We start from the raw sequence: 1,385 nt of genomic DNA, 5'->3' as shown, positions 1-1,385 counted from the left end.
CTGTACTTCGGGGATATTCAGGGAGGGGACGGAGAGGCCAGCATCCGAGATGCTGGTCTCTGTGCTATGGCTCGTCCTCTTCCTCGCTGGACCCGACACTTCCCCACTTGGTTTGCGCCCTTCCTGACGCACTTTCGCCATCGAGCCCAGCGGACCTGGGCACCGCTGTACGTGCGAGGCCTATGCAGCGCCGCCCACCGAAAAAGCATGCAACCCCTAGCCGCTGTGGTCGCGCCTGGAAAAGAAGATCACCTCCAGCAATTCATGACTGACAGCCCGTGGTTGACTAACCCACTGGAAACCCTCCTGGCGCAACGGGCTCAGCAGATGCTCGGTGGCAAAGACGCCGTACTGATCATCGACGATACGTGTTTGACGAAGTTCGGCACCAAGTCTGTCGGCGTCGCCCGTCAATATTCCGGGCAGGTCGGGAAGATCACCCCCTGTCAATGCCTCGTCTCCTTGACGTTGGCCCAGCACGACTTGCCTGTTCCCCTCGCGTTACGGCTCTTCCTGCCGCAGGAGTGGACCAGCGACCTGGCTCGGCTCAGGGGGGCTGGTGTTCCAACGGAACACCAGCCGCCACAGACCAAGTGCGAACTGGCACTGAAAGAGTTGGACCGTGTGCGCCCACACGTTACGTTCGGCATGGTCCTGGCTGATGCCAGGTACGGCGTGAATGCCCAATTTCGGCAGGCACTGAGCGAGCGAGGCCTGCTGTGGTCCGTGGGCATTACCCGTACGCAGACGGTCTACCCCAAGGATGTGCGGTTGATCCCAATCCCCAAAATCTTCCGAGGGAGAAGACCGAAACACCCGACCCCCTCTGAGGACCGGCAATCGGTGGAGGAGGTCTTGAACGGTGCTGCATGGCAGCACCTGGTCTGGCGACACGGCACCAAGGGCCCGCTTGCAGGACGCTTTGCAGCCGAGTACGTTCGCCTGGCCGACGGGGAGGAGAACGCCCAGGGCCAACACCTTCCCGGGCAAGCTGCCTGGATCATCGGGGAACAGCGGCGGGGTGAGGAGCGCAAATACTACGTCTGCAACCTGCCCGCTAACACAGCGCTGGCCCGGCTGGTTGAAGTGACGAAGCGCCGTTGGGCCTGCGAGTTGACCCATCGAGAGCTGAAGGAGGAAGTCGGCCTGGACCACTTCGAGGGCCGTTCTTGGCAGGGCCTGCATCACCACGCCGTGCTGTGTATGGTGGCCCTGACCTTCCTTCAATGGCTGCGATTGACTCAGCCCGACGATCTGATGGGCGACACTGTTCCCGCCATTCGAGCTGAGGTGGCAGGGGCCTGGTCCCTGCCACCTCCCTGCCCGAAATGTCGCGCCTGCACAGCTTTATGCAGCGGTCCTTGAATATCCCCGAAGTACAGCTA

1 protein-coding gene is annotated in these 1,385 nt (G+C 61.9%); it reads left to right on the top strand.

Translation table 11 applies throughout. The features are described 5' to 3' along the window. Window positions 1-66: 66 nt before the first annotated feature. Window positions 67-1,365, top strand: coding sequence for an IS701 family transposase (locus V3W47_RS19630; RefSeq protein WP_331826924.1), 1,299 nt, complete (start codon window positions 67-69; stop codon window positions 1,363-1,365). The last annotated feature ends 20 nt before the right edge of the window (window positions 1,366-1,385 follow it).

The sequence above is a fragment of the Deinococcus sp. YIM 134068 genome (assembly GCF_036543075.1).
Taxonomy (GTDB): Bacteria; Deinococcota; Deinococci; order Deinococcales; family Deinococcaceae; genus Deinococcus; species Deinococcus lichenicola.
The sequence above is the reverse complement of the archived record's forward strand: the minus strand, read 5'-3'. Positions and strand labels throughout refer to the sequence as shown.

Excerpts from the sequence above, each read along its gene's own strand:
- V3W47_RS19630 (WP_331826924.1), top strand. The coding sequence starts at position 67 with ATGGCTCGTCCTCTTCCTCGCTGGACCCGACACTTCCCCACTTGGTTT.